General features: G+C 59.6%; 5 protein-coding genes. 4 read left to right on the forward strand and 1 reads right to left on the reverse strand.

All coding sequences use genetic code 11. The features are described 5' to 3' along the window. The first annotated feature begins 154 nt into the window (after nucleotides 1-154). The 4 genes from AC1DUU_RS25060 to AC1DUU_RS25075 all read left to right on the forward strand — a co-directional run bounded on the left by AC1DUU_RS25060 (nucleotide 155) and on the right by AC1DUU_RS25075 (nucleotide 3,786). A complete protein-coding gene (locus AC1DUU_RS25060; RefSeq protein ID WP_476786079.1) occupies nucleotides 155-955 on the forward strand; it encodes an SDR family NAD(P)-dependent oxidoreductase in 801 nt (266 codons plus the stop codon). A 7-nt stretch (nucleotides 956-962) separates the two neighbouring features. Next, entirely contained in the window at nucleotides 963-2,072 is a 1,110-nt protein-coding gene (locus AC1DUU_RS25065; protein WP_476786080.1) for a mannonate dehydratase, read from the forward strand. Between the two features lie 107 nt (nucleotides 2,073-2,179). After that, complete coding sequence (locus tag AC1DUU_RS25070) at nucleotides 2,180-2,914, forward strand: SDR family oxidoreductase (protein WP_476786081.1); 735 nt, start codon at nucleotides 2,180-2,182, stop codon at nucleotides 2,912-2,914. A 14-nt stretch (nucleotides 2,915-2,928) separates the two neighbouring features. Continuing rightward, a complete protein-coding gene (locus tag AC1DUU_RS25075) occupies nucleotides 2,929-3,786 on the forward strand; it encodes a fumarylacetoacetate hydrolase family protein (protein WP_476786082.1) in 858 nt (285 codons plus the stop codon). A gap of 212 nt (nucleotides 3,787-3,998) precedes the next feature. Here AC1DUU_RS25075 and AC1DUU_RS25080 read toward each other — a convergent pair. Next, nucleotides 3,999-4,128 (reverse strand): Thivi_2564 family membrane protein (locus tag AC1DUU_RS25080; RefSeq protein WP_476786083.1); only part of this gene is annotated, 130 nt, incomplete at its 5' end.

Raw genomic sequence — 4,128 nt, forward strand, 5'->3', positions numbered from 1 at the left:
GCATACGCCTATCTCATGAGCCGGCATCTGGAATTTGCGCGGCGGTTTCTTGAGCCGTCGGCCGAAGGCGAAGCGGCGGCGCCCTCATTGCTGCTGGCCCCGCAAGGTTCCGCGCCAGCAAAGCAGAAGCACGATTGAAAGCAGGAGGCGACCGATGAGCTTCGACTATTCCCGCGAATTCGGCGGCAAGGTGGCGCTGGTGACCGGTACTTCTGGCATCGCGCGTGGCGCGGCGTTTCGGCTTGCCCGCGCTGGCGCGGCCGTACTCGCGCTCGGCATCGATGAGGCCGCGAACGATGAGATGGCTAAACTCGCGGCGGACGAGGGTTTGCGCCTTGTCGTAGCGAAAGCCGACGTTTCCAATGCCGACCAGGTTGGCGCGGCGGTAGATAGGCTCGCGCGGGAATTCGGCGGTCTGGACATTATCGTCAACTCGGCTGCAATCCATCCCTACGGCACGGTGGTGACCACCGATGCCGCGCTCTTCGCGCGCTGTCTTGCCGTCAACGTCGGCTCGATCCATCTGACCGCGCATTTCGGCATTCCGCTGATGGAGAAACGCGGCGGTGGTTCGATCGTCAATGTCGCTTCGGTGCAAGGGCACGCTTGCCAGCAGAACGTCGCCGCCTACGTGGCTTCGAAAGGTGCCATCCATGCGCTGACGCGGGCAATCGCGATCGATCACGCGGCGAGCCAGATCCGCGTCAATTCGGTGAGCCCAGGCTCGGTTCGCACGCCACTGCTTGCATATGCTGCCCGCACTTTCGATGGGCCCGATGCCGACGTCGAGGACGTATTCCGTCGTTTCGGTGCTGCACACCCCCTCGGCCGTATTGGTGAAGTCGACGAGGTGGCGGAGATGATCGCCTATCTCGCGTCCGACCGGTCTCGGTTTTGCACGGGCGGCGATTTCTTGATCGACGGCGGCCTGAAGGCCGGCCTCGGCGTTAAATAGGTGACGAATGAAAATCGGACTGGGCCTTTATCGCGACTCCCTGACTGTCGACAATTTTCGCTTCGCCCAACAGGCCGGGGCAACGCATCTGGTCGTTCACCTGACCAACTACTTCAAGGGCAAGAACCCCCAGCTCTCCCGTGGCAACGACACCGACGGTTGGGGTGACTGTTCCACGGATGAGCCTTGGACATTCGAAGAACTTTCAAGTCTCGTGAAAACCATCCGCGCCAACGGCCTGGAGCTGGCGGCTCTGGAAAACTTCTCCCCACGCTTCTGGTCGGATGTTTTGCTGGACGGCCCGAACCGGCAAAAGCAGATCGAGCAGTTGAAACGCATGATCRCCGATGCCGGCCGTGCCGGCGTACCGGTCATCGGCTACAATTTTTCGATCGCAGGGGTCTGGGGCTGGGATCGGGGGGCCTATGCCAGAGGCGGCGCGATGTCGGTCGGTCTCGACCTTGCCGAGATCGATCCACAGGTTCCGATACCCGACGGGGTGGTGTGGAACATGCGATACCGAACCGGCAAGCCGGGTGCCGCACCCATTCGCGTGTCGAGCGCCGAGCTGTGGGAGCGTCTGACCTATTTCCTGAAGGAAATGGTTCCGGTTGCCGAAGAAGCAGGCGTGATGCTGGCTGCGCACCCGGACGATCCGCCGGCCGAGGAACTGCGCGGCACAGCAAGGCTAGTTAATCGGCCCGAGAAGTATGATCGGCTGATGGATATCGTCGACTCGCCATCGAACGGCCTCGAATTGTGCCTCGGTTCTCTTCAGGAAATGCCCGGCACACCGGAAATCTATAGCCATGTCCGCCGCTTCGCTGCGCGAAAACGCATAGGCTATATCCATTTCCGAAACGTCAGCGGCAAAGTGCCGAAGTATCACGAGACCTTTGTCGACGACGGCGACATCGACATGGCGGAAGTTGTGCGGGTGTTGCGCGACGAAAATTATGATGGCGTTCTCATTCCGGACCATACGCCCGAGATGAGCTGCGAGGCACCTTGGCATGCAGGAAAGGCGTTCGCCCTCGGCTACATGAGGGCCCTGGTCCAGAATGCTGCCAACCTTGGCGAATCCTATTCAAAGGACTTCAAGGCCGCCGCCGAGTAACACCCTGCGCAATAGTCCGATCTGTGCACATCTGGCAAACGCGCGCCAACGAAGCCCTACGGGCTATCGGCGCGTGGCCAATACCCAAATATCGAGAGGCAAAGTGAATGACTGGAAAGCTTGAGGGCAAGACGGTGGTAGTGACCGCCGCGGCGCAAGGGATAGGTCGGGCGAGCGCGCTGGCGTTTGCCAATGCGGGCGCGACTGTTTATGCGACCGACATCAACGAAGGGCTGCTGGTAGAACTCGCGGTCGAGCCAGGAATAGCGGTGCGCCGGGTGGACGTGCTGAACGACGAAAACGTCAGGTCGGCTTTTGCACAAATCGGCAAAGTCGATGTCCTTTTGAACTGCGCGGGCTTTGTCCATGCCGGCTCAATTCTCGATATGAAGGACGAGGATCTCGACTTCGCCATCAATCTCAATGTGCGCTCGATGATCCGGACCATTCGTGCTGTGCTACCCGGCATGCTGGAGCGGCGGGACGGTGCGATCATCAACATGTCGTCAGTTGCCGGCAGCGTTAAGGGCGTGCCGAACCGTTTTGCCTACGGTGTCACAAAGGCAGCGGTTGTCGGGCTGACAAAGRCCATCGCTGCCGACTACGTGTTGCAAGGCATTCGCTGCAATGCGATCTGCCCAGGAACTGTCGAAAGTCCTTCGCTTGGCGATCGCATGCGAGCGCAGGGCGACTACGAACAGGCTCGCGCCGCATTTATCGCCCGTCAGCCAATGGGGCGGATTGGGACGCCCGAAGAAATCGCTGAACTTGCCGTCTATCTCGCTGGCGCCACCTATACCACCGGCCAAGCCTACGCCATCGATGGCGGATGGACGATCTAACGACTGAGGATGACATGAAGCTTCTTCGCTATGGGGACGTGGGGCGTGAGCGTCCCGCCATGATGGATGCCGATGGCAACATCCGTGACCTTTCCGAACATGTGACGGATCTCGCCGGAATAGCACTCGATCCTGCAGCGCTTGCTGGCCTGGCCAATATCGATCCTCAGGGGCTTCCTTTGGTCAGTGGTAATCCGCGCATTGGTGCTTGCGTCACGTCAGTCGGGAAGTTCATCTGCATCGGCCTCAACTATTCCGACCATGCCGCCGAGACTGGCGCGACGGTACCGCCGGAGCCCATCATCTTCATGAAGGCGACTTCGGCTATCGTTGGCCCGGACGACGACGTCCTGATCCCGCGCAACTCGCAGAAGACCGACTGGGAGGTTGAGCTSGSCGTCATTATCGGCAARACCGCGAAATATGTTTCGGAAGGTGATGCGCTCGACCATGTCGCTGGCTACTGCGTCATCAACGACGTGTCGGAACGTGCCTTCCAGACCGAGCGTTCGGGTCAGTGGACCAAGGGCAAGAGTTGCGACACCTTTGGTCCTATCGGTCCCTTTTTGATCACCAAAGACGAGGTCGCGGATCCCCAGGACCTGAGAATGTGGCTGATGGTCAACGGAGAGACCATGCAGGACGGCTCCACCCGCACCATGGTCTACGGGGTAGCGTTCCTAGTGTCATATCTCAGCGAGTTCATGAGCTTGCAACCAGGAGACATCATCTCCACGGGCACCCCGCCTGGCGTCGGCATGGGTATGAAGCCCCAGCGGTACCTCAAGGTCGGGGACATCGTGGAGCTCGGTATTGAAGGGCTCGGTACCCAGAGACAAAATGTCAGGGCGGACCACCAACAGTTGGATTGATCCTTGACAGGTTCAGGATCACTCCAGGTCGCAGTGCGGCCCAGAAAGGCTTGGCGATCTGTCAAGCCCTGTGTCGACTATGATCGAGGGGCCGCCGACGCTGACCAGGAACCGGCATCAATGGGCGCGATCCGCGCCCATTCCACATCCACGCTCTGAAGCAGACTTCATGCGCAAGCGCAGTCTCACAAATCCCATTTCCAAACAGCCTATTAGAAGACTGCCAAATACTTGAGCAGTGAGATAATGCCGATAATGATCACGATTATTTGGACGATCTGTCGCGTTCTGCCGTCGATAGGCAGCCGCTGGACGAGGTAAAGGACCAACACGATCACGAGA

The organism is Aminobacter sp. P4_H6_2 (genome assembly GCF_056400805.1).

Excerpts from the sequence above, each read along its gene's own strand:
- AC1DUU_RS25060 (WP_476786079.1), top strand. The coding sequence starts at position 155 with ATGAGCTTCGACTATTCCCGCGAATTCGGCGGCAAGGTGGCGCTGGTG.